Annotated in this window: 30 protein-coding genes; 1 reads left to right on the top strand and 29 read right to left on the bottom strand. The window is 71.2% G+C overall.

The annotated features are described in order from the left end of the window. Positions 1–14: 14 nt before the first annotated feature. The 29 genes from ABCS02_RS27275 to ABCS02_RS27135 all read right to left on the bottom strand — a co-directional run bounded on the left by ABCS02_RS27275 (position 15) and on the right by ABCS02_RS27135 (position 23792). Positions 15–764, bottom strand: coding sequence for an ABC transporter permease (locus tag ABCS02_RS27275; protein WP_345838845.1), 750 nt, complete (start codon positions 762–764; stop codon positions 15–17). A 242-nt stretch (positions 765–1006) separates the two neighbouring features. Further along, the gene (locus tag ABCS02_RS27270; RefSeq protein WP_345838844.1) at positions 1007–1783 is read right to left on the bottom strand and encodes a hypothetical protein; all 777 of its coding nucleotides are present in this window, start codon (positions 1781–1783) and stop codon (positions 1007–1009) included. Then, positions 1758–3803 (bottom strand): flagellar biosynthesis protein FlhA, encoded by a 2046-nt coding sequence (locus tag ABCS02_RS27265; RefSeq protein ID WP_345838843.1) that lies wholly within the window; start codon positions 3801–3803, stop codon positions 1758–1760. Before ABCS02_RS27265 ends, ABCS02_RS27270 begins: the two co-directional genes overlap by 26 nt. Next, positions 3800–4921: an EscU/YscU/HrcU family type III secretion system export apparatus switch protein gene (locus ABCS02_RS27260; protein ID WP_345838842.1), complete on the bottom strand. Its 1122-nt coding sequence runs from the start codon at positions 4919–4921 to the stop codon at positions 3800–3802. The genes ABCS02_RS27265 and ABCS02_RS27260 overlap by 4 nt, the downstream gene beginning before the upstream one ends. After that, entirely contained in the window at positions 4921–5676 is a 756-nt protein-coding gene (locus tag ABCS02_RS27255; RefSeq protein WP_345838841.1) for a flagellar biosynthetic protein FliR, read from the bottom strand. The genes ABCS02_RS27260 and ABCS02_RS27255 overlap by 1 nt, the downstream gene beginning before the upstream one ends. A 2-nt stretch (positions 5677–5678) precedes the next feature. Further along, the gene (locus ABCS02_RS27250; protein ID WP_345838840.1) at positions 5679–5951 is read right to left on the bottom strand and encodes a flagellar biosynthetic protein FliQ; all 273 of its coding nucleotides are present in this window, start codon (positions 5949–5951) and stop codon (positions 5679–5681) included. 9 nt (positions 5952–5960) lie between these two features. Beyond that, positions 5961–6806, bottom strand: coding sequence for a flagellar type III secretion system pore protein FliP (gene fliP, locus ABCS02_RS27245; protein ID WP_345838839.1), 846 nt, complete (start codon positions 6804–6806; stop codon positions 5961–5963). Continuing rightward, complete coding sequence (fliO, locus tag ABCS02_RS27240) at positions 6803–7225, bottom strand: flagellar biosynthetic protein FliO (protein ID WP_345838838.1); 423 nt, start codon at positions 7223–7225, stop codon at positions 6803–6805. The genes fliP and fliO overlap by 4 nt, the downstream gene beginning before the upstream one ends. Before the next feature lie 3 nt (positions 7226–7228). Further along, on the bottom strand, positions 7229–7918 hold the full coding sequence (gene fliN, locus ABCS02_RS27235; RefSeq protein ID WP_345838837.1) for a flagellar motor switch protein FliN: 690 nt from the start codon (positions 7916–7918) through the stop codon (positions 7229–7231). A gap of 14 nt (positions 7919–7932) precedes the next feature. Next, positions 7933–8820, bottom strand: a complete 888-nt coding sequence (locus ABCS02_RS27230; RefSeq protein ID WP_345838836.1) for a flagellar motor switch protein FliM — start codon at positions 8818–8820, stop codon at positions 7933–7935. Then, on the bottom strand, positions 8817–9650 hold the full coding sequence (locus ABCS02_RS27225; RefSeq protein WP_345838835.1) for a flagellar motor protein MotB: 834 nt from the start codon (positions 9648–9650) through the stop codon (positions 8817–8819). Before ABCS02_RS27225 ends, ABCS02_RS27230 begins: the two co-directional genes overlap by 4 nt. Continuing rightward, positions 9647–10468, bottom strand: a complete 822-nt coding sequence (locus ABCS02_RS27220; RefSeq protein ID WP_345838834.1) for a MotA/TolQ/ExbB proton channel family protein — start codon at positions 10466–10468, stop codon at positions 9647–9649. The genes ABCS02_RS27225 and ABCS02_RS27220 overlap by 4 nt, the downstream gene beginning before the upstream one ends. Positions 10469–10470: 2 nt before the next feature. Further along, positions 10471–10698, bottom strand: coding sequence for a flagellar FlbD family protein (locus ABCS02_RS27215; protein WP_345838833.1), 228 nt, complete (start codon positions 10696–10698; stop codon positions 10471–10473). Between the two features lie 97 nt (positions 10699–10795). Beyond that, positions 10796–11971, bottom strand: a complete 1176-nt coding sequence (locus ABCS02_RS27210) for a flagellar hook protein FlgE (RefSeq protein ID WP_345838832.1) — start codon at positions 11969–11971, stop codon at positions 10796–10798. Positions 11972–11997: 26 nt separating this feature from the next. Continuing rightward, positions 11998–12435 (bottom strand): flagellar hook capping FlgD N-terminal domain-containing protein, encoded by a 438-nt coding sequence (locus tag ABCS02_RS27205; protein WP_345838831.1) that lies wholly within the window; start codon positions 12433–12435, stop codon positions 11998–12000. A 17-nt stretch (positions 12436–12452) separates the two neighbouring features. Next, entirely contained in the window at positions 12453–13718 is a 1266-nt protein-coding gene (locus ABCS02_RS27200) for a flagellar hook-length control protein FliK (RefSeq protein ID WP_345838830.1), read from the bottom strand. Beyond that, on the bottom strand, positions 13715–14539 hold the full coding sequence (locus ABCS02_RS27195) for a C40 family peptidase (RefSeq protein WP_345838829.1): 825 nt from the start codon (positions 14537–14539) through the stop codon (positions 13715–13717). Before ABCS02_RS27195 ends, ABCS02_RS27200 begins: the two co-directional genes overlap by 4 nt. Next, the gene (locus ABCS02_RS27190) at positions 14536–14964 is read right to left on the bottom strand and encodes a flagellar export protein FliJ (RefSeq protein ID WP_345838828.1); all 429 of its coding nucleotides are present in this window, start codon (positions 14962–14964) and stop codon (positions 14536–14538) included. Before ABCS02_RS27190 ends, ABCS02_RS27195 begins: the two co-directional genes overlap by 4 nt. Continuing rightward, the gene (locus tag ABCS02_RS27185; protein ID WP_345838827.1) at positions 14961–16289 is read right to left on the bottom strand and encodes a FliI/YscN family ATPase; all 1329 of its coding nucleotides are present in this window, start codon (positions 16287–16289) and stop codon (positions 14961–14963) included. The genes ABCS02_RS27190 and ABCS02_RS27185 overlap by 4 nt, the downstream gene beginning before the upstream one ends. Further along, positions 16286–16903 carry a FliH/SctL family protein gene (locus ABCS02_RS27180; protein WP_345838826.1) on the bottom strand — a complete coding sequence of 206 codons (618 nt, stop codon included), beginning with the start codon at positions 16901–16903 and terminating at the stop codon, positions 16286–16288. Before ABCS02_RS27180 ends, ABCS02_RS27185 begins: the two co-directional genes overlap by 4 nt. Then, on the bottom strand, positions 16893–17915 hold the full coding sequence (gene fliG, locus ABCS02_RS27175) for a flagellar motor switch protein FliG (protein ID WP_345838825.1): 1023 nt from the start codon (positions 17913–17915) through the stop codon (positions 16893–16895). The genes ABCS02_RS27180 and fliG overlap by 11 nt, the downstream gene beginning before the upstream one ends. Further along, positions 17912–19510: a flagellar basal-body MS-ring/collar protein FliF gene (gene fliF / locus ABCS02_RS27170; RefSeq protein WP_345838824.1), complete on the bottom strand. Its 1599-nt coding sequence runs from the start codon at positions 19508–19510 to the stop codon at positions 17912–17914. The genes fliG and fliF overlap by 4 nt, the downstream gene beginning before the upstream one ends. Further along, positions 19511–19822, bottom strand: coding sequence for a flagellar hook-basal body complex protein FliE (locus tag ABCS02_RS27165; protein ID WP_345838823.1), 312 nt, complete (start codon positions 19820–19822; stop codon positions 19511–19513). Beyond that, positions 19822–20214, bottom strand: a complete 393-nt coding sequence (gene flgC, locus ABCS02_RS27160; protein WP_345838822.1) for a flagellar basal body rod protein FlgC — start codon at positions 20212–20214, stop codon at positions 19822–19824. The genes ABCS02_RS27165 and flgC overlap by 1 nt, the downstream gene beginning before the upstream one ends. A 2-nt stretch (positions 20215–20216) precedes the next feature. Then, on the bottom strand, positions 20217–20540 hold the full coding sequence (gene flgB / locus ABCS02_RS27155) for a flagellar basal body rod protein FlgB (RefSeq protein ID WP_345838821.1): 324 nt from the start codon (positions 20538–20540) through the stop codon (positions 20217–20219). Between the two features lie 138 nt (positions 20541–20678). Continuing rightward, positions 20679–20984 (bottom strand): hypothetical protein, encoded by a 306-nt coding sequence (locus ABCS02_RS27150; RefSeq protein WP_345838820.1) that lies wholly within the window; start codon positions 20982–20984, stop codon positions 20679–20681. Continuing rightward, positions 20977–21405 (bottom strand): flagellar export chaperone FliS, encoded by a 429-nt coding sequence (gene fliS / locus ABCS02_RS27145; protein WP_345838819.1) that lies wholly within the window; start codon positions 21403–21405, stop codon positions 20977–20979. Before fliS ends, ABCS02_RS27150 begins: the two co-directional genes overlap by 8 nt. A gap of 22 nt (positions 21406–21427) precedes the next feature. Then, positions 21428–22873, bottom strand: a complete 1446-nt coding sequence (fliD, locus tag ABCS02_RS27140) for a flagellar filament capping protein FliD (RefSeq protein ID WP_345838818.1) — start codon at positions 22871–22873, stop codon at positions 21428–21430. A gap of 82 nt (positions 22874–22955) precedes the next feature. Further along, a complete protein-coding gene (locus ABCS02_RS27135; RefSeq protein WP_345838817.1) occupies positions 22956–23792 on the bottom strand; it encodes a flagellin in 837 nt (278 codons plus the stop codon). 200 nt (positions 23793–23992) lie between these two features. Here ABCS02_RS27135 and flgN point away from each other — a divergent pair, with 200 nt between their 5' ends. After that, positions 23993–24496 (top strand): flagellar export chaperone FlgN, encoded by a 504-nt coding sequence (flgN, locus tag ABCS02_RS27130; RefSeq protein ID WP_345838816.1) that lies wholly within the window; start codon positions 23993–23995, stop codon positions 24494–24496. Positions 24497–24499: the final 3 nt, after the last annotated feature.

Raw genomic sequence — 24499 nt, 5'->3', positions numbered from 1 at the left:
GCCGGATCTCGCGGTCAGCGCAGCCGCGCCGGGCGGACCCGCACCGGCGCGAGCCAGGCCGCGACCATCACCGCGGTGATCGACCCGGCCGCCATGATCGCCGCGAGCACGACCACCTGGAACCGGCCAGCCTCCAGCGGTGAGACCCCGCCGAAGATCGCGCCGACGAACGCGCCGGGCAGCGTGACAAGCCCCGTCGTCTTCGTCTGGTCGACGGACGGGATCAGCGCCGAGTACACCGCTCCCCTCGCTTGCTCCAGGGTCGACTGCCGCGGCGTCGCGCCCAACGCGAGCCAGCCCTCCACCTCGTCCCAGTGATCGTCGACCGCCTCCGTGAACCGACGGCCAGAGAGCGTCGCGATGCTCATCGAGTTGCCGATGACGATGCCGCCGATGGCGAGCGCGTACCGGGAGGAGAACTCGATCGCGCCGGTGAGGAAGACCACCGAGAAGGAGACGACCACGCCGGTGAGCATCGCGGTCCCCATCATCAGTGCGTGCTCCCCCGACCAGCCGATGCGGCGCGTAGCGGTCGCCGCCGCGACGCCGAACATGATCAGGAGGGCCAGCGCGACCCAGACCGGATCGGTGATGACGCCGGCGAGGACCACGCTGATGATCGCGAGCTGGGCCGCCCCGCGGAGGATCGCGAGGGCCGGGGCCCAGCGGTGCGGGACACGGTACGCCGCCAGGACCGCGGTCGCCAGCAGCGCGAGCACGGCGACCCCTAGGAGGGTCGGCGCGAGCTGGGCGAAAATGGGCACGTACCACCCTAAGCCGGGGGTGTTTCACACATGATCATCCACAGGGTTTCACACTGTGTGAATTACGAGGATGTAATTTCGAAGGTCTCTTCGAATTCCCGAGGGCTTCAGAGAAAATGCAGATCAGAGCCTGGATCATCCTGAACGGCAATCTGAGAGCCCTCCAATCTCGGGCGTGTCCTCCACATCTGGAGGCAGTTGTTCCACCCGTTTTCAACAGAGTTATCCACAGGTGGAGAAACTCAGCGGTCACTCCACCCGACCGGTACCCCCAAAAAGGAGGTCGAGTCCGGCGTCGTCGTGTACGCGACGCCGATCGCGGCGATGGCGTCGACACCGGCGCCGGCCTCCGCGACCAGGTTCGCCCAGACCCGGGTGTCCTCCGGCTTGCGCGTGACGTCGACCGCGATCCAGACCTGGTCGGGGACCACGTCGTGGAGGATGCCGGCATACCGGGCGGCGTCGGCCGGGGCTTCGCCGACGCCGATCGCGACGATGGTCGAGCCGTTACGCCGGACGCCGTCGGCCCGTGCCTGCAGGGCCTCGCGGCGGCCGCCGACGTGACGGGAGCCGGTGCGTCCGACCGTTCCGGCGACGGCCACCTCGATCGCGGGGGTGGCCAGCGCCATCGCGTGCGCGACGGTCAGGGCGTCCTCCCGGAGGCCGAAGACGAAGACGAGGTCGCCCGGGTTCGTGGCCAGCCGGGGTGCCGGGCGGGCCGGCTCCTCGAAGCGCTCCGGTCGGCGGGTGGGGGAGGGCACCGGCGCGGGATCGAGCACGATGGTCGTCGGCTCCACCGGCACGGGAAGGTACCGGTCGGGAGCGAGCGCCTCGGGTTCGGTCTCGGCGATGATCTCCTCCATGACCTCCTCGAACTGCGAGGAGGTGCTCGCGTGCTGGAAGCGGACCTCCTGCTCGTCGGCGTCGGCGAGCAGGCCGGCGATGACGTCGGACGGTGCGAGCTCGTGGAGGTCCTTCTTCGGACGCCAGGCGTTATGAGGCCAGAGTCGGGGTGACAATTCGAATTACTCCGATCGTTTCGATGGGCGCCGGGGAGGTGGTGGCCTCGTTGTAGGACAGGACGGGGAGGGCGGGAGCCTGCGCGGCGATCAGCCGGCGGACGGCGGGGCGCAACTGCGGCGCGCAGACGAGCACCGCGCCCTCGTGCTCGGTGGCGGCGGAGCGGACCTCGGTGAGGACCTGCTCCAGCACCGGGGGATCGAGCACGAGCTGCGAGCCGTACTCGGTCTGGCGCTGGCCCTCCAGCATCGCCTGCTCCAGCATCGGCTCGAGGGTGATGACGCGGAGGGTGCCGTCGTCCACGTAGGGGTTGGAGAGCGCGGCGCCGAGCGCGAGCCGGGCCGCCTCGACCAGGCCCTCCGGTTCGAGCGAGACCTTCGCGCGGAGGGTGAGCGCCTCGTAGATGCGGGCGAGGTCGTTGATCGGCACGCGCTCGGAGAGCAGCCCCTGCAGGACGCGCTGCACCTCCGCGAGGCTGAGCAGCGCGGGCACGAGCTCGTCGACGGCGGAGGGGTTCACCCGCTTCACGCCCTCGGTGAGCACGCGCACGTCCTCGCGGGACAGCAGTCGCGCGGCGTTGGCGGTGACCGCCGACGAGAGGTGCGTGACGACGACGGAGACGCGGTCGATGACCGTGGCGCCGGACAGCTCGGCGGTGTAGCGCAGCTCGGCGGCGATCCACTTGGCGGGGAGCCCGAACACCGGCTCGATCGTGTCGACTCCGGCGAGCGCGGTGAGGTCGTCGCCGAGGGCGAGCACCTTGCCGCGCGGCGCCTGGCCACGCCCGACCTCCACGCCGGCCACCGTGATGCAATACGTTGCCGACGGGAGCTCGCCGTTGTCGCGGGTCCGCACCGGCGGGACGACGATGCCGAGCTCGATCGCCAGCTTGCGCCGGAGCGCGCGCACCCGGCCGAGCAGGTCGTCGGAGCCTCCGGAGACGATGTCGATCAGGTCGGTGGCGAGCTGGATCTCCAGCGGGTGCACCCGCATGTGCTCCAGGAGGTCGTCGGTGGTGTCGCTCGCCCCTGTCGTCTTCTCGGCCACGGCCTTCGCGCGCGCCTCGGCCGCGGCCTTGGTCGCGCGGGCCTTGATGCGCTGCGAGGCCCAGATCAGGATGCCGCCGACCGCGAGGAACGGGATCATCGGCATGCCCGGGATCAGTGAGAGCGCGATGGCCGCGGAGGCCGAGATGGCCAGCGCGACCCGGGACTGCGTGAGCTGCGCGCCGGCCTGCGAGCCCATGTCGGAGTCCGCTCCGGAGCGCGTGACGATCATGCCGGTGGACACCGCCATGAGCAGCGCGGGGATCTGCGCGGTGAGGCCGTCGCCGATGGTGAGCAGCGTGTACTTGTTCAGCGCGTCGGTGATCTGCATGCCGTTCTGCAGCATCCCGATGCCGATGCCGCCGATCACGTTGATGACGATGATGAGGATGCCGGCGATCGCGTCGCCCTTGACGAACTTGGAGGCGCCGTCCATCGCGCCGTAGAAGTCCGACTCGGCCGCGACCTCCGCCCGGCGCTCCCTGGCCTGGGCGTTGGTGATCAGCCCGGCGTTGAGGTCGGCGTCGATCGCCATCTGCTTGCCGGGCATCGCGTCGAGCGTGAACCGGGCGCCGACCTCCGCGACGCGCTCGGCGCCCTTCGTGATGACCACGAACTGGATGACCACCAGGATGAGGAACACGACCGCGCCGATGATGATGTTGCCGCCGACCGCGACGTTGCCGAACGTCTCGATCACCTGGCCGGCGTAGCCCTGGCCGAGGACGAGCCGGGTGGAGGCGACGTTGAGCCCCAGCCGGAAGAGGGTGGCGATGAGCAGCAGCGACGGGAAGACCGAGAAGTCGAGCGGCTTGCGCGCGAACATCGTGGTCAGCAGCACGACGAGCGCGAAGGCGATGTTGACCACGATGAGCGTGTCCAGCAGCCAGGCCGGGATCGAGACGACGAGCAGGAGGACGATGCCGACGACGCCGATCGGCACGGCCAGGAGCGACAGGTTCTTGTTCTTCACGAGTGGACCAGCCTCCTGCTGTCGATCTGAGTGCGCGCCCGCTGGGCCGCGGGGAGGGTATGGATGTCGGTGAGCGAGCCGCCGCGGCGCTTCAGCGCCATGACGAACGCGAGCACGTGGGCGACCGGGGTGAAGAACTCGGCCGGGATCTCCTGACCGAGGTCGCAGGCGGCGTGCAGCGCGCGGGCGAGGGGGACGTCGGAGACCATCGGGACGCCCTTCGCCAGGGCCTCCTCGCGGATGCGGGCCGCGATCAGGTCCGCGCCCTTCGCGACGACCTTGGGCGCGGACGCTCCCGGCTCGTACTTCAGGGCGACGGCGACGTGCGTCGGGTTGACCAGCACCACACTCGCGTCGGCGACGGCGGCGATCATGCGGTTGCGGCTCATGGCGAGCTGCCGGCTGCGGCGCTGCGCGCGGATCATCGGGTCGCCCTCAGCGCTCTTGTGCTCGTCCTTGACCTCGCGCTTGGTCATCCGGCTCGCTGTGCGGTTGCGGCGCAGCACCACGACGAGGTCGATGGCCGCGAACAGCAGGCCGCCGCCGATGGCGAGCTGGAGCAGCGAGCCCATCGAGCCCTGCGCGGTGGCGACGAGCGCGGGGACGGAGAGCCCTCCGGTCTGGAGCACGAGCGGGATCAGTCCCTGGATGACCACGTACAGCCCGATCCCGACGAGGGCGGCCTTGCCGAGCGTCTTGCCGAGCTCCCACGCGCTGCGCGCGCCGAACATGTTGCGGATGCCCTTGAGCAGGTCGAACTGCTCGAAGTGCGGCGTGAGCTTCTTGAGATGGATGCCGCCCTGCGCGGCCGTCGCGGCGATGATCGTCAGCGCCACCACGACGAGCAGCGGCCACACCGTCCCGAGCACCGACAGGAGACCCGTGCCGAGCGCGGCGAGCGCGCTCGCGGGCGTCGGGTCGCGGATGATGTCGCGGAACGCGAAGATCTGCGACTCGGCGGCCTGCTGCGCGCTGGCGATGACCATCGGGATCAGCGCCGTGGCGACGCCGACCGAGAGCCACGCGGGCAGGTCGCGGGCCTTCTGCAGCCGTCCCTTCGAGCGCACCGACTTGAGGTGCTTCTCGGTGGCCTGCTCGGTGCGTTCCTGTGCGGACATCAGGGACCCCCGATCGCGTGGACGGCCTGCCCGGCAAGCGCCTGCACGATCATCGGGAGCGCGATGATCCCGAGCGCGCACAGCACGACGGCGAGCAGGACGAGCGCGGGCGGCCCGAGCGAGTACACGTTGAGCGCCGGGGCCACCCGGGAGAGCAGGCCGAGCGCGGCGTTCGCCACGAAGAGCACGGCCATGATCGGACCGGCGATCTGCAGCGCGGCGAGCAGCATCTGGGTGACCGACCCGGACAGGGTCTGCATGATCGACCTCCAATCGACCGACATCGTCAGCGGCACCGCCGTGAACGAGCGGACCAGGCCGCCGAGCACGAGCTGGTAGCCGTCGCTGACGAACAGGAGCGCCAGCGCGGTCATCTGGAACAGCCGGGAGAACTGGGCGGCGTTGATGTCGGCGGCCGGGTCGTACTGCTGCGCCGCCTGGAGGCCGCCGGAGAAGTCCAGCAGCGACCCGGCGGACTCGATCGCTGCGAACACCAGGTAGACGAGGAAGCCGAGGACGGCCCCGGTCGCGGCCTCGCCGACGAAGTCGATCAGGAACTGGCCGGTCGAGCCGGGGGAGTAGTGCTGGGCGGCCTGCGGCGCGACGACGATCCCGAGCAGGACGGCGAGCATGCCTTTGATCTGCAGCGGGAACGCCTGGTACGAGAACGGCGGCGCGATCAGCACGAACAGCAGGATGCGCACGGAGACCAGCGCGGTGGCCTCGATCGCGCTCAGGTCGACGGCGAAGTTCATCGTCAGCCTCCCAGCAGGGTCGGGATCTGCTGGAACAGGTACTGGGTGAACGTCACGAGCTGCTCGATCATCCAGTTGCCGCACACGATCAGCGCGATGGAGACGCCGATCGCCTTCGGCACGAACGAGAGGGTGACCTCCTGGATCTGGGTGATCGACTGGATGAGCGAGACTGCGAAGCCGATGGCGAGCGCGGTCAGCACCATCGGCGCGGCGAGCTGCGCCATCAACAGGAGGGCCTGCGTGGCGATCTTGAGGATGGCGGCGGAGTTCACGGTCGCCCCCTACTTGTAGCTCGCGACGAGGGACTGGATGATCAGGCCCCAGCCGTCCACGAGGACGAAGAGCAGGATCTTGAACGGCAGCGACACCATGACCGGCGGGAGCATCATCATGCCGAGCGACATCAGGCCCGCGGAGACGACGAGGTCGATCACCAGGAACGGGACGTAGATGACGAAGCCGATGATGAAGGCGGCCCGCAGCTCCGAGATGACGAACGCCGGGACGAGGGTGGTCAGCGGGACGGCGTGGAGGTTCGCCGGGTTGGCGCGGCCCGCGGCCCTGGTCATCAGCGCGATGTCCTCTTGCCGGGTGTGCGCGCCGAGGAAGGCCTTGAGCGGCGCCTCCGCGGCCTGGAGCGCGCCGCCGAAGTCGAGGTGCCCGGCCAGGTAGGGCTGCACGGCGTGCACGTTGATGTCGGTGAGGGTCGGCGACATGATGAACAGGCTCAGGAACAGCGCGAGCCCGGCCAGCACCTGGTTCGGCGGCACCGACTGGAGGCCGAGCGCGTTGCGGGCCATCGAGAGCACCACGAACACCTTCGTGAACGACGAGACCATGACGAGCAGGCCGGGCGCGACCGAGATCAGCGTGACGCCGAGCAGGGTGACGATGGTGTCGGCGGGCGTGCCGTTGATGCCGTTGATCGAGATGGTGGGGCCGCCGGAGCCGCCCGCGGGTCCGGATGGTCCGAGCGGAGGGGTGGGCGACGGGGACGGCGTCGGCACGGCGTGCGCGCTGCCCGCGGTAAGCAGCACGATCCCGGCCACCGCCGCCAGCACGAGCAGCGCGAGGATGATGGGTCGCGCGTAGTTGCGGCGCGGCCCCGTGAGCGCGGCGGCGCTCACCGCGGTGTTCGGAGGGACTGGGCAGCCCTCCGCCAGGTGTCGGGGGAGGTGATCGCCTGCGTGAAGCTCGGCGTGGGGACCGGGGCTGCTGGGAGCGCCGGCGCGTCGTCCAGCTCGCCCAGGTCGTCCGGGACCTCGATCGCGTCCTCCGCCGCGAGCGCGTCCGCGAACGTCTCCAGCTCGCGCGACTTGAGCACCACGACGGAGCTGTCCGTCACGCCGAGCACGAAGTGGGTGCCGTCGGCCTCCACGATCACCACGCGGGACTTGCCGCCCAGCGACTGGCGGCCGATGACGGTGATCGGGCGCTTGGTCCTCTTCCTGCTCCACTTCGCGCTCCTGCGCTGCACGAACCAGATGAGTCCGATGATCAGCGCGAGGGAGACGGCGACGCGGAGCGCGGTGAAGAGGGTGTCCACGGGTCAGACCAGGGCGTCGGCGGTGTCGAGAATCTGGGTGACGCGCACGGCGTAGTCCTGGTCGACGACGACGATCTCGCCGTGGGCGATCAGACGGCCGTTGAGCAGGATGTCAGCGGGCGACCCCGCGGAGCGATCGAGCTCGATTACGGTGCCCGGCTCGACGGCGAGCACGTCGCGCACCGACATCCGGGTGCGGCCGATCTCGACGGTGAGCGCCATCTCGACGTTCGAGATGCGACCGAGCCGTCCGGCCACGTCCGACGCGCCCGCGGAGGAGGGGGTGCGCACCGCGTCGCCGCGGATCGCGAACCAGGCGACCTCCTGGCCGGACCGGTCGGTCACGGTGAAGCGGTGCGCGGCGGAGTCGCCGAAGAGGTGCGCAGCGTCCTCGATCCGGGAGTCGCCGAGCACGCCGGAGCCGAGGTGCTCGGCCGCAGCAGCCAGGGTCGGCTGGAGGACGTCGGCGAGGCCGACACCGAGCTGGCCGCCCGTCTCGGCGAGCACCACGTCCTGGTCGCGGACCGCGAGCGCGAGCTCAGCGGACGGCGAGCCGATGAAGGTCGCGACGACCGCGTTGGCGGCGGTCTCCGGTACGCCGGCCTCGGTGGCGGCCGACACGGTGAGCTCGCCGATGCCCAGCGGGGCATGCGTCAGCGTCTGCGCGGCAGCGGCATATGCGTTCTGGGGCATCAATGCGTTCTCCATCAGTTGTTGTCCTCCGCGGTGGTGACGACGACGGCGAGGCGCGACCCCGCGGCGCCGATGGCGGCGGTGCCGACCGGCTCGCCGCCCGCCGCGACCTGGATCGGCCGGCTGACCGGGTGGGGGAGGCGGATCACGTCGCCCACCGCCAGCCCGAGCACGGAGGCCGGGGTGACGGTCGCGGAGGTGAGCCGGGCGCTCACCTCGACCGGGACCTGCGCGAGCTGGGCGTGCAGGAGCTGCTTGGCGTTGTCGACCTGCACGGTCGGGTTGGTCTCGCCCAGCCGCTCCAGCAGCACCCGGGCCGGGAGGGCGATCGTCGCCTCCGCGACGTCCTCGCCGACGCGGGCGGCGAACCGGGCAACGATCATCAGCTCGCTCGTGGGCGCCGCCTGGGCGAACTGCGAGTTGTACTGGATGGCGTCGATGCGCACCGAGTTCGTGAACAGCGGGCCGAGCGAGTACTGCAGGTCTTCGAGCGCGTCGTTCATCAGGCCGACGACCAGCGCGTGCTCGATCGGGGTGAAGGTGCGGTCGAGGAGGGGGAGCGGACGGTTGCCGCCGAGCATCGCGTTCACCCAGCGCAGCGCCGCTCCGGTGGGGAGCTGGATGACGCCGCGGGGGTCCACGTCGCTGATCGAGCACAGCACCATCGCGGTGCTCGACGGCAGCGCCGCCGCGTACTCGTCGTAGGTGTGCATGGTGACCTGCTCGCACGTCACCTGGGACAGCACGCGCACCTTCGCGGTGAGCTGCGTGCCCCACTGGCGCGCGAAGGTCGCGAAGGCGAGCTCCAGCACGCGCGAGTGCTCGCGGGCCAGGGTGGTCGGGCGGCGGAAGTCGTACGCCCGCACCTCGCGCTCGGCCGGCTGGGTCATGGTCTGGCTCATCCGCCTGCTCCCTTCGCCGCGACGATCCCCGGGATGAGGTCGCGCACCTCCTGCGGCTGCGCCGACCGGACGACGATGTCGACCCGGCGGTCCTGGGCGAGCTGGGCCGCATCCCCGGTGGCCGTCGCCGTCGCCGAGCCGTCGCTGACCGCGTAGATCCGCGTCGCCTGGATGCCCGACACGTCGGTGAGCCGGCGGAGCACCGAGATGGCGCGCGCGGCGGCGAGGTCCCAGTTGTCGGCGTAGGGCGGACCGGCCGGCCGGGTGTCGGCGTGGCCCTCGACCGAGATCGTGTACGACGTCGGGTACAGGACCGGCCCGACGTTGTCGATGATCTGCACCGCCAGCGGCGTGAGCGTCGCGAGGTTGGAGTCGAAGAAGGCGTTCCCGCCGATCAGGCCGATCGTGAGCCCGCGGGCGTCGATCGTGTACGAGACCGCCCCCTGCAGGCCCTGCGCCGTCAGCCGGGCGTTGATCGCCGCCTGGATCGCGCGCAGGTCGGCGACCTCCAGCTTGGCCGCCTCCAGGGGCGACATCGGGGGAGCGGTGGAGGCCGACGACGGCGCCGGAGTCGGCTCGGCGTCCTTCGCCGCGACGATCACGCCCTTGGCCGTGTCGACCTTCTGGCTCACCTTCTCGCCGAAGCCGGTCTGGAGCGAGTTCTTCAGCTCGTTGAACTTGTGGGCGTCGATCGAGGACATCGAGAACAGGACGATGAACGTACACATCAGCACGGTGACCATGTCCATGTAGGAGGCCATCCAGCGCTCGTCGTTGGCGTGGCCCTCGCCATGGCCGTCGGCGGCCGGCCTGCGACGCCCGCGGCTCACGGCCCGACCGCGGACGCTGCCTCGGAGACCGGGGCGGACGCGTCGTTCTTGCTCTTGCTGCGCTTCGGCTTGGGGCTGTAGGGGACCATCGCGGTGAGGCGCTCGGAGAGCGCGCGCGAGGAGGTGCCGGACTGGATGGCGAGCACGCCCTCCACGACGATCTGCCGCCGCTCCGCCTCCAGCTCCGCGAGCCGGCGCAGGCGCGTGCCGAGCGGGAGCCAGATGAAGTTGGCGGAGAGCAGGCCCCAGAGTGTGGCGACGAAGGCGCTCGCGATCATCGGCCCGAGCTTGTCGGGGGTGGAGAGGTTGCCGAGCACGTGGGTGAGCGAGACGACCGTGCCGACGATGCCGATCGTGGGCGCATAGCCGCCGAGCGCGGCGAAGAACGAGGAGGAGACGCGGGTGGCCTTCGACCAGGTCGCGATCTGGTCCTCCAGCAGGATGCGCAGGTCCTCGGAGTCGGCGCCGTCGGCGACGCCCTGCAGGGCGCTGGCGAGGAACGGGTCCTTGACCTCCTCGGCCGACGACTCCAGCGAGAGCAGTCCGCGCTGGCGAGCGACGTCGGCGAGATCGAGCAGGGTGGCGACCGTGCCGGCGAAGTCCGGCTTCTTGCCCGTGAACGCCCCGGGGATCGCCTTGAAGGAGTCGAGCGCGTCCTTCAGGGTCGCGCCCGCGATGCCGACCGAGATCGTGGCGCCGAGCACGAAGACGACGGGGCCCACGAGCAGGAGCGACGCGAAGCTCGCCCCCTCGATCGTCACCATCGCCGCCAGCGAGCCGAAGGCCGCGATGATCCCGATGATCAATGCCAGATCCATGGTCAGCTCCCTTCGCCCGAGTCGGTCGGCCGTCCCAGCCGGTATGCGCGGTCGAGCACGTCGGCGCGCCATGCGGCGATCCGGTCGATGACCTCCGCCATCGTCTCGGTCACCACGTAGCGCACGCCGTCGACCATCGTCAGGGTGGTGTCGGGGTCGGCGTTGATGCGCTCGATGAGGTCCGGGTTCACGGCGAACGGCACGTGGTTCAGCCTGGTCACCGTGATCATGTGGACTCCGCAGAGAGGGGAAGGGATCGGATCGCCTCCGTGTCGGAGGTGCTCGCCTTCCCCTATCGGCAGGTCTGGCGGTTCCGTTAGTTCAGGGTCACTGCGTCTTCAGCTGGAGGAGCTCCTGCAGCACGTCGTCGGAGGTCGTGATCACCCGCGCGGAGGCCTGGAACGCGCGCTGCGCCACGATGAGGTTGGTGAACTCCCGCGCCAGGTCGACGTTGGAGCCCTCGATCGCGCCGCTCGTCAGCGTCCCGAGGCTGCCGCTCCCCGCCACGCCCACCTGGGGGAGCCCGGAGTTCGGGGTGGCGATGAAGTTGGAGTTGCCGGCCTTCTGGAGGCCGCCCGGGTTGGTGAAGTTCGCCAGGGCGACGCGGCCGATGGCCTGCTTCTGACCGTTGGAGAACGACCCCATGATCGTCCCGTCGTTCTCGAGCGAGAACGACTGCAGCGAGCCGGCCGCCGTCCCGTTCTGCGAGGCGAAGTTGACCCCGCCGGAGCCCGCGAAGCCGGTGAGCTTCGACATGTCGATGGTGACGCCGCCGACCGTGAGGGTCTGCCCGCTGGTGATGGCGCCGTTCGTGAACGTGAGCGAGCCGGTGGCGGTGTTGCCCGCGGCGTCCGTCGCGGTGACGTCCCAGCCGGCGGCGGTGCGGGTGAAGGTCGTGCTCAGGTTGCGCTGCGCCCCGGTCGCGTCGTAGACGGTCACCTGGCTGTTGACCGTGGAGCCAGCTGCCGCGTCGTCGGCCAGGTTGCCGGACATCGTGGCGTTGGAGGTCGCGCGCGCCGCGGACAGCCCGCTCGTCGACAGCGTGAGGTTGGACACCGGGGCGGACGAGTTGACGGTGCCGTTGACCGCCGGCCAGCCCTGCACGATCGCGCCGTCCGGGCTGACCAGGTTGCCGGAGGCGTCCGTGGTAAACGCGCCGGAGCGGGTGTACTGGGTCTGGCCGCCGTTGTTGACGATGAAGAAGCCGTCGCCGTTGATCATCAGGTTGGTGCCGACGCCGGTGGTCTGCGCGGCGCCCTCGGTGAAGTTGGTCGCGGTCGCCGCGACCCGCACGCCGAGGCCGACCTGGGCCGGCGAGGTGCCGCCCTGGTTGCCCGTCGGCGCGGACGCCGTCCCGATCATCTGGGAGAGGGTGTCCTCGAACTCCACGGAGGAGGACTTGTAGCCGGTGGTGTTCACGTTGGCGATGTTGTTGCCGACCACGTCGAGCATGGTCTGCTGCGCCTGGAGGCCCGAGACGCCGGAGTCGAGAGAACGGAGCATGGGAGTGTGCCTTTCGGTGGTGGGGACTAGGAGGCCGGAGTCTGCTGGACGCCGAGGATGCCGGAGAGGGGGAAGGTGCCGCCGTTGACGGACACGGTCGGGGTCGCCCCCGAGAACGAGACGCCGGTCACGACGCCCGTCTGAGGCTTGCCCGCGAGGTCGTTGTAGCTCACGGTCTTGCCGATGAGGTCGGCGGCCGCGGTCTGCATCTGCAGGTTGAGCGCGGTGTTGCTGCTGGAGCCGAGTGCGGTCATCTGCTGCATCATCCCGAGCTGGGTCGTCTGCTGGACCATCGCGGCCGAGTCCATCGGGGAGCTGGGGTCCTGGTTCTTGAGCTGCGTGACGAGCAGGTTCATGAAGTCGTCGGCGGTCAGCGACTGGTGCGGCGCGCGGGTGGGCTGCGTCGACCAGAGCGAGGTCGTCGAGGCGGTCGCGGTGGGATCGGTCGAGATGGGGGTGACCATGGGTCTCTCCTTCGTGGTCAGACGACGATGTCGAGGGTTCGGGCGCCGGGGAGGGCGACGGGCGGTGCCGGGTCGGCCGGTGCGGCGCTGCGGACGGGGGCCGGTTCGTCGGGAGCGTCAGCGGGAGCGGTCGACCCGCGCCCGGTGGCCCCGCCCTGGTCCGGGGACGTCCACGCGGACCGGCCGCCTCCGCCGCTCTCGGCGCCCGGCGCGTTCTGGTCGGACACGGAGACCGAGGCGTTCGCGGTCGTCGCATTGAGGTCGCGGCGCAGGTCCGTGAGGATCTGCCGGATGGCGTCCCGCCCGGCGTCGCTGGGCGCGAACAGCTCGATGCGGACGCCGGAGTCGCTGACCCGCGCGTGCACCGTGACGGGACCGAGGTCGTCGGGGGCGACCCGCACGACCACGACGTGGTCGCCGTCGGGCTGCCGCGCGAGGGTCATCACGGGCTGGGCGAGCTGCTGCTGCAGCGGCGGCGCGGGGGTGGGGGAGGCGGCGGGGGCTGCCGAGGCGACAGCGGTCGTGAAGGTCGGCGCCGGTTCCGGGGCGGGAGCCGACACTGCAGGGATGTTCGGCAGCGCTGCGCCCGCGCTCGGCGTCGACGGTTCGGCCGGCGTCTTGGCGGCCGGCCGGGAAGGCGCGGCGGCCGGAGCGGGCGCGGACGGCTGCGGAGCGGTGGCCGGAGCGACCGCCGCGATCGGCTGGGCGCTCGCCTCCGCGGCCGGGACCGGAGCGGGAGCCGTGGGCGCGGTCGGCGCTTCGACGGGAGCAGACGACGCGGACGTCTGCACCGGAGCCGTTGACGTCGGCGTCGCGGGCGGGAGCGGCACGGCGACGAGCGCCTGCTGCACCGCGAGCTGACCGGCTGCGAGCACGTCGGCGAGCGCAGGGGAGGGGGCGTCGTGGTGCTGATCCGCGCCGGTCGTCCGCGTGGGCGCGCTCTTGCCGTGAGGTCCCTCCTCCGGAGCCGACGGGGAGGTTGTCGTCGCGGCGTCCGCGAGCGGCGCGGGGGCAGGGTTCGCCACGAGGAACACGGCAGGAGCAGGCGCGGGCGGCGCGGTCTGCGGCGGCGTGGACGTCGCTGCAGCGCCGGCGTCGGCGGACGGCGCCGGCTCGGCAGGAGCGAGGGGAGCCATCGGCACTTCGGTTCCGCCGGCCAGCGCCGAGAGCAGGGCGGTGCCGAACGCCGCACCGCCGTCGGCGGACGACGACGGATCCGACGGCGAGGCGGGCGCGAGCAGGGCCGCGGCGCCTGCGCCGAACCCCGAGACGACCGCGCTCACGAGTTCATCCCCGAGCTCTGACCGAGCAGCGCCGACAGTGCGCTGCCGCCCCCGGACCCGAGGAGGCCGGAGAGCGACGACCCGCCGCTCGACCCGAGCAGTCCGAGCAGCGACGATCCTCCGTTCGACCCGAGCAATGCCGCCAGCGCGGACGAGGACGACGACGCGCCTCCCGCGCCGAGCATCCCGGCCGGCGAGGACCCGCCGCTCGACCCGAGCAGCGCCGCCAGCGCGGAGGCCGACGACGACGACGACGTGGCGGCCGTCGCGGTCGGCACGATCCGCCGGATGGTCACCACGTTCGAGGGCGAGATCCAGTTGTCCATCTCTTCGACCTGGCCGCCCGGCTTGGGCGCCTGGATGATCTTGCCGTTGCCGGCGTAGATGACGATGTGCTCGCCGCCGTTGCAGACGATGAGGTCGCCCGGCTGCGCGTCTGCCAGCGACGGCACGCTCTGGCCGATCGTGGACTGGCCCGAGACCAGCCGCGGCAGCGAGATGCCCATGTCGCCGTAGACGCGCTGCACGAGGCCCGAGCAGTCGAGTCCGGCGCTGGTCGTGCCGCCGAAGACGTACGGGACGCCGAGGTACTTGCGGGCGTCCGCCACGATGTCCGCGCCGGTGGTCCCGTTGTTCGCCTGCTGGCCGGCCGCCGGTGTGACCTGCGCGCCGGTCGTGCCGGTCGCCGCGGCCAGGCTCGTCGCGAACGCGGACGCGCTGGTCGTGGGCGTCGTCTGCGCCTGCGTCGGCTGCCCGCCGGCGAGCTGCACCATCTGCGACTCGATCTGCTGGATGCGGCCGACGGCCTCCGTGATGCTCATACCGCGTCCCTCCTGCTCTCACGCCAGCCCTGGATGGCCACCTCGTCGAGCGCGGACTGCTCCTCGCGCAGCTCGCGGGCGACCTCCGCCTCGGTGTGCCGGCGGCGGAGCTTCTCCAGCGAGACGGCGGACGCGCGCGCGGCGCCGTGCGCCGACCGGGCCTCCCCGGCCTCCCGGGCCGCGAGCTCGTGCAGCGCTGTCAACTCGCCGAGCAGCACCTGCGCCGACGTCCGCGCGGCGATCACGGACGAGAGCGTGGCCGCGTCGACGGCGTCCGATCGGACTCCGGCCAGCGACGCGCGCGTCCGGGCTCCGCGGGCGCGGACCGCGTCCACAGCCCGGTTCGCGTCGGCGAGCTCCGCGGCCGCGCGCTGCTCCTCCAGGTCCCGCACACGCAGGAGGCCGGCCAATCCGAAGCGCTTCATGCGGCTGCTCCGAACGCCCGGGTCAGCTCGCGGAGCGAATCCCACGCCCCGTCCGCGGTTGACCGCTGATCCATACCCTGCCGCAGGAAGCCGTCGATGGCCTCCTCGAACCGCACCGCGGCGTCCACCCGGGCGTTCGCCCCCGGCTTGTACGCGCCGACGTCGAGTAGGTCCTGGGCGCTCCGGCGCGCGGAGAGCACGGCACGGAGGGCCGTCGCGTCGGCCAGCCGGTCCGGAGGGGTGATCTTGGAGGCGAGCCGGGAGATGGACCCCAGCACGTCGATCGAGGGGAAGTGGCCCGTGATCGCGAGCGCGCGGTCGAGGACGACGTGCCCGTCCAGGATCGACCGCGCCGCGTCCGCGATCGGCTCGTTGTGGTCGTCGCCGTCGACCAGGACGGTGTAGAGCCCGGTGATCGAGCCCGTGGCCGCCGCGCCGGCGCGCTCCAGGAGCGACGCCAGCGTGGAGAAGGTCGACGGCGGGTAGCCGCGCGTCGCCGGCGGCTCGCCCGCCGAGAGCCCGATCTCACGCTGCGCCATCGCCACGCGGGTCAGGGAGTCCATCATCAGGACGACGTGCTGGCCGCGGTCGCGATGCCACTCCGCGATCCGGGTCGCGACGAGGGAGGCCCGAAGCCGCATCAGCGCGGGCTCGTCGGAGGTGGAGACGACGACGATCGAGCGGGCCAGCCCCTCGGCGCCGAGGTCGTCCTCGATGAACTCCCGCACCTCGCGGCCGCGCTCGCCGATCAGCGCGATCACGGACACCTCGGCGTCCGTCCCGCGGGCGATCATCGACAGCAGCGACGACTTGCCAACGCCGGAGCCTGCGAAGAGGCCCAGGCGCTGGCCGCGTCCGGTCGACACCAGGGTGTCGAGGGCGCGCACCCCGAGCTGGAGGGGCGACGTGATCCGGGCGCGCTCCAGCGGGCCGGGCGCGGTCTTGGCCAGGCCGACATGCTGGGTCGGCGGGAGCGGCCCCTTGCCGTCGATGGGACGGCCGAGGCCGTCGATGACCCGGCCGAGCAGCGCGTCGCCCACGGGGACGGCCGGTGCTTCGGGGGCGGAGCGGACGGGCGTTCCGATGGGGTGCGCCGCCGTGCCTGAGAGCACCATGCAGGTGAGCAGCCCCGGCCGCACGGCGACGACCTGGGCCGCCGTCTGCGCTCCGGGTTCGCCGATCGCGACGAGGTCGCCGACCGCGCCCTCCAGCCCGGCCACCTCGATGCCCAGGCCGACGACGGAGGCCACGCGGCCGATCCGCTCCGGCGCGGCCGCGCGAACGGCGGTCAGCAGCCGGGCGCCTCCCGGCGCGTACCCGGTCATGCGCGGTCTCCCGTCAGGGCGGTGCGCGCCCGCGCGAGCCCCGCGTCGATCCGGGCGTCCAGCCAGCCCTCGCGCAGGACCGCGACGGCGTCGCTCGGAGCGATGGACGGGTCGGGCACGATCTCCGGGAAGGCGCCGGCCTCCTGCGCGACCGCACGGGCGTCGTCGGGGTGCATCCGCACCGAGACGAGCTCGCCGGCCGGCGTGGCCGCGATGACGCGGCGCAGCGTGTCGGCCGCGTCGACGTGTCCGTCGGCCACCTCGCGCTGGAGCACGGCCTCGGCGAGCGCGAGCGCCGCCTCCACCAGGGCGTCGTCGGCGGCGGCGACGACCGGGACGGCCAGCGCGCGGACCCCCTCCGCGGCTGCGGCGAGCGCCGCCAGCGCGCGCCGGGTCGCCGCGGCGGACTCCGCCTCGGCCGCCTGCCAGTGCTGGAGCCGGGCGCTCTCGGCCGCTGCGAACTCGGCCTCCGCGCGGCGCAGGCCTTCGCTGTACCCGGCCGCGAACCCGCGGGCCCGCGCGCTCGACACGCCGCCGGCGGCATCGACCGCGACCGCCGTGCCGGACGACCCGACCTCGGGGTAGCGCACAGGTGCGAACGCGCTACTCGACATACTCGTCCTCGTCCGAGCGGTGCACCGTGATCGTGCCCTCCGCTTCGAGGTCGCGGATCGCGCGGACGATCTCCGCCCTGGCCTCCTCCACGCGGGAGAGCCGGATCGAGCCGAGCACCGACGACTCCTCGTCCAGCACTTCGAGGTTGCGCTCGGAGAGGTTGGCGCGGATGACGTCCCTGGTCGCCTCCGGGGAGCCCTTCATCGCGATCGCGAGCATCGAGACGTCGATCCCGCGCAGCACCTGCTGGACGTCGCGCGGCTCCAGCTTCACGATGTCGGCGAAGGTCAGCATCCGCGAGCGCACCTCGGCGGCGAGCTCGGGATCGCGCTGGTCCAGCTCGTCCAGCAGCGCGCGCTCGTTGGCGACGCTGGAGCGGTTGATGATGTCCACCAGGGGCTGCACTCCGCCGACGGCGTCCTGCTGGTCCTTGGTCTTGACGACCGATCCGGCACGGCTGCGCAGCGTGTCGGCGACGGTGCGTGCCACCTCGGGGCTCACGCTGCCCATCGTCGCGATGCAGTGCGCGACGTCGGTGCGGATCTCGGGCTTGAGGGCTGCGAGGACCCGCGAGGCCTGGTCGGCCCGCAGGTGGGCCAGCACGGTGGCCATCGTCTGCGACAGCTCGCCGTCGAGCAGGAGGGCGACCTGCGTGGGGTCGGCGGTGTCCAGGAACTCGAAGGCGCGCCCGGCGAGCGAGGAGGCCACGCGGGACATCACGCCGGCGGCGCGCTCGGAGCCGAACGACGCCTCCAGCAGCCCGATGGCCGCGCTCCGGCCGCCGCTGACGCGCGCCGCGGGCTGGAGGGCGAGCTCGTGGAACTCCACGAGCGCCGCCTCGGCCTGCTGCCGGTCGACGCGCTTGAGCGCGACGATCTCGGCCGCGATCTCCTCGGACTCCGACTCGCTGAACTGCTGCATGACGCGCGCAGCGGCAGCCTGATCCAGGTTCATCAGGATCAGGGCGGCCTTCTGCGCACCGGTCAGGGGCGCGACCTTCGCCTCGGTCACGGCGTCGTCTCCTTCTCACCCATGAGGCTGAGCAGGAAGTCCGCGGCGCGGCGCGGGTCGTCCACGGCGAGCTGCTCGATCTCGGCCCTGCGCTGCTCCGACTCGATCGAGACCGGGGTCGGCGGAGGCGTCGTCAGCGGCACGGTCGGAGGCGTCACCTGATGGAAGGCGAGCGTCGGGGCGGCGAGCTCCTCGTACCGGTCGCCGCCGTCGACCTCCGCGTTGCGGCGACGGCGGCGGAAGACGAGGAGCGCGACGATCATCGCGACCACGATGCCCGCGGCGATCAGGCCGGTGCGGATCAGGGAGTCGAGCTGCGCCTGCTGGGTCTGCGCCGCGGCCTGCGCCAGCGCCTGCTTCGCGGCCTGCGCGTTCGCCTGCGAGAAGTTGACCAGCTGTACGCCGACCGCGTCGCCGCGGGTCGTGTCGATACCGGACGCGTTGGCCACCATCGTCTGGAGCTGGCTCGTGCTCACGCCGGCCTTGGTCGCCGCCGCGCTGTCGACCGCGACCGAGACGGTCTGCCGCTGGACGCCGCCCGCCGGGATCTGCTGGGTCACGCTGGTCTTGTTCAGCGCGTTGTCGCTCGTCGTGCTGTCGGAGCTGTAACTGCCGTTGCCTCCGCTGTTCGCGGCGGTGTTGGCGACGCCGTTCGTCGTGGAGCTGGTGCCGAGCACACCCGACTGCGCGGCCGCGCCGGTCCCGGTGTAGGTCTCCTTCTGCGACGACGAGCTGGTCTGCGGCGCCCCGGTCGGGATGCTGTAGCTGTCGGTCGTCTTCGTGGAGGTCGAGTTGTCCATCAGCGCGCTCACGACCACTGTGGAGTTGCCCGAGCCGAGCACCTTGTCGAGCATCGATTGCACGCTGGACTGCACGGCGCTGTCATAGGCCTTCGCCTGGTCGCCGGTCGAGCCCGCGGCAGTTCCGCCGGTGGTCGAGAGCACGTTGCCCGCGGCGTCGATGACGGAGACGTCGGTCGGCTTCATCCCCACGGTCGAGGACGAGACGAGGTGGACGATGGCCTGCACCTGCGCCGCCGTCAGCGTGGTGCCGGCGCTCTCGTCCACGAAGACGCTCGCCGTCGGGTCCTGCGCCTGGTCGGTGAACACCGTCGGCTGCGGGATGGCCAGCTTGACCGAGGCGGTCTTGACCCCCTGCATCGCGTCGATGGTGCTGGCGAGCTCGCCCTCCATCGCGCGCTTGTAGGTGACGTCCTGCTGGAACTCGGAGGTCGTGACCCCCATGTTGTCGAGCAGGGAGTAGCCCTGGTTGCTGCTCGACGGGAGGTTGGCCGCGGCCGCCTTCAGCCGCTCCTGGTAGACCTGCGCCTGCGGCACGAGGATGGTCCCGCCGCCGTCCGTGAGCTGGTACGGCACGTTGTCGGTGTGCAGCTGCGTAGTGATCGCCGAGGCGTCGGAGGCGGAGATCCCGCTGAACAGCGGCACGTACTGCGGCTGGCTCAGCCAGACCGACAGGCCGGTCACGCCGAGGGCGAGCACGAGCAGCGCGAGGACCGAGACGGTCTTCTGCGCGAAGCTGAAGCCGGCGATCGTCGCGCCGATGCGCTTGAGGACCGCCTGGAGCCGGGCCGGCACCTAGCCCCCCATCCGCATGATGGTGTTGAACGCGTCCACGGCCTGGTTGCGCAGTGTCGCCATCAGCTGCACGGTCGTCTGCACGCGGGCCGCGGCGATCGTCGCGTCCTGGATGTCGTTCAGGTTGCCGGTGACCGCCTTCACGTTGGCCGCGTCGGACGTGCTCTGCAGCTGCTGGAGGTTGTTCACCGCTCCCGTGAGGGCCGCGCCGAAACCGCCTCCCGCGCCCGAGCCGGAGGACGTGGCGCCGACGGCCGGGGTCGCCTGCTGGACGTTCCCGAGCGAGATCGCTCCGATGGCCGGGATGCTCATCACTTGGCTCCGATCTGCAGTGCCGACTGGTACATGTCCTTCGCGGCGTTCACCGCGTTCGAGTTCGCCTGGTACGCGCGCTGCGCCTCGATGAGGTCGGTCATCTGGCTCGCCATGTCGATGGTCGTCTGCTTCACGTAGCCCTGCGCGTCCGCGTTCGGGTCGCCGGGGGAGTAGACGAGCTGACCCGCGGCCGAGCCGTAGACGATCCCGCCGATCGAGACCCCGTTCATGCCCGGGTTGGCCTGCGCCTGCACGAAACGCTCCTGGAAGGCGGGGTTGTTCGGGGAGGTGGTGTCGTTGATGTTCGCGAGGTTGTCGCTGATGGAGTCCAGCCAGGTCTGGTTGAGCGTCATGCCCGTGCCGGAGATGCCGATGGCGTCGTAGCTCATGGTCAGTTCACCGTCGCAGCGGCTCGGAGCTCACTGAACTGCTGGGACATCGCCTGCGAGGCCGCCTGGAACTTCAGCCCGTTGCTGACCTCGGCGAGCGTCTCCTGCTCCAGCGAGACGTTGTTGCCGTTCAGCCGGGTCGGGTCCATGCTCGTCGTCGGCGCGATGGCGGAGGCCGGCAGCTGACCGCTGTGCGCCGCGACCGACTTCTCCAGGGCCGACGCGAAGTCCACGACCTGGGCGTGGTAGCCGGGCGTATTGATGTTCGCGATGTTGTTGGAGATCGCGGTCTGCGCCGCGGCGTAGCCGTCGAGGGCGGAGGACATCGCGTTCATCGTCACGGAATCGAGCAAGGCTCACCTCATGAATGGTGGAATTCCAGGGGAGGAGGCCGATCCGTGGCCGCGGCGAGCGATCCGTGCTCCTAGTGGCCTATCGGCAGGATCGCGGTGCGCGTTAGCGTCCTACCCGATCAGATCGAGGTAGACCGGAGGTTCTGCGTCGGGCCGCGGCGTCTGCACGCTGCCGAGCGACTCCAGTTCGGCACGGACCCGCTGCTGCAGGTCGCGCAGGCCGTCGATCGCGTGCTGCTGCGCGGCCTGCACGGCGCGGGCGCGCTCGGCGAGCGCCGCCGGCAGCGCGGGGAGCGGCGCGGCGGGATGCCACGGCTCGAGTCCCGCCGGGTCGGCGGCCCGGGCGCGCGCCTCCAGCTCGTCGAGGGCCGAGGCCCACGCGTCGTCGGCCGCTGCGCTGTCGGCCGGCTCAGGCAATCGCCACGACCTCGCTGTTGTCGTCCGCCCCGTCGACCTCCCACGAGGTCCCGGACGACAGCGAGTCCGCCGCCTGGTGCCAGGCCTGGCGGAGTGGCTCCAGCAGCGCGATCGCCTCGATGACCAGGGCGACGTCCCGGGTCACGCGGCAGTGGATGAGGGCGTTCGAGACGTAGATGTAGAGGCCGAGGAGGCTCTCGGCCGCGTTCCAGACGTCCAGGCGCAGCGAGCCCGCCAGCGCGGTGAGGATGTCGACCGCGTGCGTGAGCCGGTAGTCCGCGACCGCCAGGTCGTCGGCGTCCAGGGCGTCCTTCGCGCAGGTCAGGTCGAGCAGCAGCCGGTCGTACAGCATGGTGAGCAGCCGCGACGGCGACGCGGAGAGGATGGCGTTGTCGCGGTAGGTCTGTGCCGCTGATGGCATGGCGATCCTTGTGTTCTCTCTGTCAGTTCGACGACGACGGGTTCATCGCGTTGATCTGCTGGGTCAGGTAGTTCTGCTCGTTCTGGAGCTGGCCGAGCGTCGTAACCAGGGCCGTGTACTGCGCGGTCAGCAGCTTGCGCTTCGCCGCGAGCATCGTCGTCCAGTTGCTCACGCCCGACTGGTCGTTGGAGATCTGGGTCTGCTGCGACGAGATGGAGGCGGTCACGGTGCCGGTCACCGGGTCGGAGGCCGTCGCGCTGACGGCCTGCACGCGCGAGGCGATCGTCTGCACGGCGGCGATGGTCCCGGTGGGATCGCTCGCGAGGGCGGCCTGGAACTTCGCGCTGTCGAACTTGATCGACCCGTCCGACTGGATCGCGATGCCGTAGGTGGCGGGGGAGACCGTACCGCCGGGACCCACGGGAGCGGACACCGCCGACTGCAGGTTGCGATAGACCTCCTGGATGAGGAGGCTGCCCGTGAACGTCCCGGCCGTCGTCGTGCTGGACCCGTCCGCGTTCTGGGTCGTCGTGACGGCCGACTGCTGCGTGATGTACGAGAGCAGCGTGTTCACGCCGGAGACCAGCGAGGACGCGGTCGAGGTGATGCTGCCGCTGTCCATCGTGGAGGTGAGCGTCACCGGCGCGGCGGTGGGCTTCGCGACCGTGACGGTCACGCCCTGGACCAGGTTCGCGAAGGTGTCGGTGGACGAGGAGACCGTCTGCGCCGCCGCGGTGCCCGGCCAGAGGGTGACCGTCGCGTCCTGCGCGGCGGTGACGGTGGCGGCGCCGGTCTGGGTGAGGAGGTTCGTGGCGGTGCCGGCCGAGTACGCGGCGCTGGTGCCGGCGTAGACCTGGAAGGCCGCGGCCGCGCCGGTCTGCGTCGAGGTGAGCTGGAGCCGGTACTGCGGGTTGCCCGAGGCGTCGGTGCCCGAGGCGACCTGCGCGGCGGTGACGCCGGCGCCTGCGGCGTTGATGGCGGTGACCACATCCGAGATGCTCGTGGACGCGGCCGTGATCTGGTGCGCGGCGCCCGTCGAGTCGACGATGGTGATCGCGCCGCCGCTGTCCGGCCAGGTCGTCATGACACCGGTGACGGACACCTGCGCCTGCGCCACCTGGTTGACCTGCAGCGAGAAGGAGGTCGGCGACGCCGAGGTGGTCGCGGTGGCCGTGACGGACGGGTCCGTGCTCGCGACGGTGAGGAGGTTGAGGCCGTTCGTGGCCGAGGCTCCCGCCGCGCTCGTCTGCAGCGCCTGCAGCGTCACGTTCAGGTTCTGGAAGGCCGAGAGGGCGGACTGCTCCGTCTTGACCTTGGCCTGAAGCTGGGTCTGCGGGATGGACTCCGCGGTCATCAGGGCGTTCACGATGGCCGTCGGGTCGAGGTTGTTGACCAGGTTGGAGACCGTGACCTGGCCGTTGCCGCCCACGGTGAGGGAGGGCAGGGAGATGGTTCCGACTGAGCTCATCCGAGTTCCTCCGATCCGCGATCAGGTTGAAGGGGTGCGGGCGGCGACTGAACCCGAATCAGTCGCCGCCCGCCAGAGGGGGTCAGCCCTGGAGCAGCTTGAGGATGAGCTGGCTCTGCTGGTTGGCCTGCGAGAGCATCGCGGTGCCGGCCTGCATGAGCACGTTCTCCTTGCTGTACTTCGCCATCTCGGACGCCATGTCGGTGTCCGCGATCTGCGAGTTGGCGGCGGTCAGGTTCTGCGAGTTGACGGCGATGCTCTGCGCGGTCGCGGTCAGCACGTTCTGGGTCGCGCCGAGGGTGGCCTGAGCGGTCGAGACGGTCTGGATCTGGGTCTGGATCGCGGTGATCGAGGCCTGCGCGTCGGTCGCGTTGTCGAACTTCAGGGCCGCGACGGCCGTGCCGATGGTGCTCACGTTGGCGGTGCCGAGGTCGAGGGTGACCTTGTCCGCAGCGTTGGCGCCGGTCTGGAAGTTCAGCGCAGCGGCGCCGGTGGCCGAGCCGTCGAGCAGCTTGACGCCGTTGAAGTTCGTCGACGAGCCGATCGAGCTGAGCTGGGCGGCCAGCGCGGTGACCTGCGTCTGGATGTCCGTGCGCGACGCGACGTTGTTCGTGTCGTTCGCGGCCTGGACGGCGAGGCTGTTGATCGTCTGCAGGATGTTGGACACCTGGGACAGCGCGCCGGAGGCGGTCTGGATCAGGTTGATGCCGCTGGCGGTGTTCTGGCCGGCCTGGTTGAGGCCGCCGATCTGCGCCTGCAGGCCCTGCGAGATCGCGAGGCCGGCCGGGTTGTCGGCAGCCGCGTTGAGCTGCGAGCCCGAGGACAGCTTGTTCATGCTGCTCTGCAGAGCGGCCTGGTTGGCGTTGAGCGAGTTCGTGACCGAGAGGGCGCTCAGGTTGGTGTTGATGGTCATAGCCATGATGTTCGATTCCTCCGTGAGAGTGTGCAGAGCCGGTCCATCCGTGGGCCGACGAATGGACCTATCGGCAGCTCGGCCACGGATGTAAGCACCCGATCGAAATGCGTTCCGTGTCCCCCGAAATGCTTACAAGGGACCCGTTCCTGCCGATAGCGGAAGGTACGGCAGACAACGTGTGTGCCCTTTGCTATGGATGGCTGATGGGAGCGTGGAGCGCGGTGGGCGCCAACGAACTGTCGAACGAGCTCTGGCGTCAGAGAGAGCTCCTGGAGCTGCTGCTCTACAAATTCGAGGTCGAGCAGTTGCTCCTCGCCTCCGGCAAGGCCCGCTGGGTGCCGCACGCGACCCGCGAGGCGGAGGTCGTGATCGAGCGGCTCCGGACCGCCACGCTCTCGATGAGCGTCGCCGCGTCCGCCCTGGCGATCGAGTGGAGCCTCCCCGCCGACACCCGGCTGCGCGAGCTCGCGGCGGGCGCTCCCGAGGGAGCCTGGCAGGGCATCTTCGCCGCCCACCTGGAGGCCCTCGTCACACTGACCCGCGAGATCCGCACCGTCCGCGCCGGCAACGACCGCCTGCTGCGGAACGCCCTCCGCGCCGCGCAGGACACCTTCGACGCCGTCTCGGACGGCGCGTCGGTCTACACCTCCGACGGGACGACGGACCTGCCCTCCGCACGCGCCCGCCTCGTCGACGCGACCCTGTAGGAG

The organism is Microbacterium sp. X-17, from assembly GCF_039615055.1.
The sequence above is the reverse complement of the archived record's forward strand: the minus strand, read 5'-3'. Positions and strand labels throughout refer to the sequence as shown.

Excerpts from the sequence above, each read along its gene's own strand:
- ABCS02_RS27260 (WP_345838842.1), bottom strand. The coding sequence starts at position 4,921 with ATGTCCGCACAGGAACGCACCGAGCAGGCCACCGAGAAGCACCTCAAG.
- ABCS02_RS27180 (WP_345838826.1), bottom strand. The coding sequence starts at position 16,903 with ATGTCGAGTAGCGCGTTCGCACCTGTGCGCTACCCCGAGGTCGGGTCG.
- flgB (WP_345838821.1), bottom strand. The coding sequence starts at position 20,540 with ATGTCCTCCGCCCTCGACGGCTACGCCGCGGCGCAGACCGCGATCTCC.
- fliD (WP_345838818.1), bottom strand. The coding sequence starts at position 22,873 with ATGAGCTCAGTCGGAACCATCTCCCTGCCCTCCCTCACCGTGGGCGGC.
- ABCS02_RS27230 (WP_345838836.1), bottom strand. The coding sequence starts at position 8,820 with ATGAGCCAGACCATGACCCAGCCGGCCGAGCGCGAGGTGCGGGCGTAC.
- ABCS02_RS27215 (WP_345838833.1), bottom strand. The coding sequence starts at position 10,698 with ATGATCACGGTGACCAGGCTGAACCACGTGCCGTTCGCCGTGAACCCG.
- flgC (WP_345838822.1), bottom strand. The coding sequence starts at position 20,214 with ATGAGCTACGACGCCATCGGCATCTCCGGCACGGGCATGACGCTCAAC.
- fliN (WP_345838837.1), bottom strand. The coding sequence starts at position 7,918 with ATGCCCCAGAACGCATATGCCGCTGCCGCGCAGACGCTGACGCATGCC.
- ABCS02_RS27210 (WP_345838832.1), bottom strand. The coding sequence starts at position 11,971 with ATGCTCCGTTCTCTCGACTCCGGCGTCTCGGGCCTCCAGGCGCAGCAG.
- ABCS02_RS27195 (WP_345838829.1), bottom strand. The coding sequence starts at position 14,539 with ATGAGCATCACGGAGGCCGTCGGCCGCATCCAGCAGATCGAGTCGCAG.
- ABCS02_RS27185 (WP_345838827.1), bottom strand. The coding sequence starts at position 16,289 with ATGACCGGGTACGCGCCGGGAGGCGCCCGGCTGCTGACCGCCGTTCGC.
- ABCS02_RS27205 (WP_345838831.1), bottom strand. The coding sequence starts at position 12,435 with ATGGTCACCCCCATCTCGACCGATCCCACCGCGACCGCCTCGACGACC.
- fliS (WP_345838819.1), bottom strand. The coding sequence starts at position 21,405 with ATGCCATCAGCGGCACAGACCTACCGCGACAACGCCATCCTCTCCGCG.
- ABCS02_RS27190 (WP_345838828.1), bottom strand. The coding sequence starts at position 14,964 with ATGAAGCGCTTCGGATTGGCCGGCCTCCTGCGTGTGCGGGACCTGGAG.
- flgN (WP_345838816.1), top strand. The coding sequence starts at position 23,993 with ATGGGAGCGTGGAGCGCGGTGGGCGCCAACGAACTGTCGAACGAGCTC.
- ABCS02_RS27165 (WP_345838823.1), bottom strand. The coding sequence starts at position 19,822 with ATGAGCATCCCGGCCATCGGAGCGATCTCGCTCGGGAACGTCCAGCAG.
- ABCS02_RS27220 (WP_345838834.1), bottom strand. The coding sequence starts at position 10,468 with ATGGATCTGGCATTGATCATCGGGATCATCGCGGCCTTCGGCTCGCTG.
- ABCS02_RS27255 (WP_345838841.1), bottom strand. The coding sequence starts at position 5,676 with ATGAACTTCGCCGTCGACCTGAGCGCGATCGAGGCCACCGCGCTGGTC.
- ABCS02_RS27135 (WP_345838817.1), bottom strand. The coding sequence starts at position 23,792 with ATGGCTATGACCATCAACACCAACCTGAGCGCCCTCTCGGTCACGAAC.